1 pseudogene is annotated in these 328 nt (G+C 63.1%); it reads right to left on the reverse strand.

Annotated features, from left to right (window positions below):
• A pseudogene (locus EN852_RS37635) lies at nucleotides 1-328 on the reverse strand (choline dehydrogenase); the annotation flags it as partial.

The raw sequence follows: 328 nt of genomic DNA on the forward strand, positions 1-328 counted from the left end.
TGTAGTTGAAGCGGATGACCGGCTTCGCTTTCGGATCCGGCGAGCGCAACGTCACCGAGCCGCGCGACTTCGAGCGCATCGGCCCGACATGCGCCTGGAAGCCATGCGACTTCGCCGCCGCCTTGCCGTCATAACGCACCGCCGCCGGGATGAAGTGGTACTGGATGTCGGGATAGTCGACGCCTGCCTGCGAGCGCACGAAGGCGGCCGCCTCGAAATGATTGGTGGCGCCCAGGCCCGATTTGAAGAACAGCCATTGCGCCCCGATCATCGCCTTGGAGAACGGGTTCAGCACTGAATTCAGGGTGATCGGCTTGGTCGATTCCTG

Origin of the sequence: Mesorhizobium sp. M2E.F.Ca.ET.209.01.1.1 (assembly GCF_004010375.2) — a bacterium.
In the GTDB taxonomy this organism is placed as follows: domain Bacteria; phylum Pseudomonadota; class Alphaproteobacteria; order Rhizobiales; family Rhizobiaceae; genus Mesorhizobium.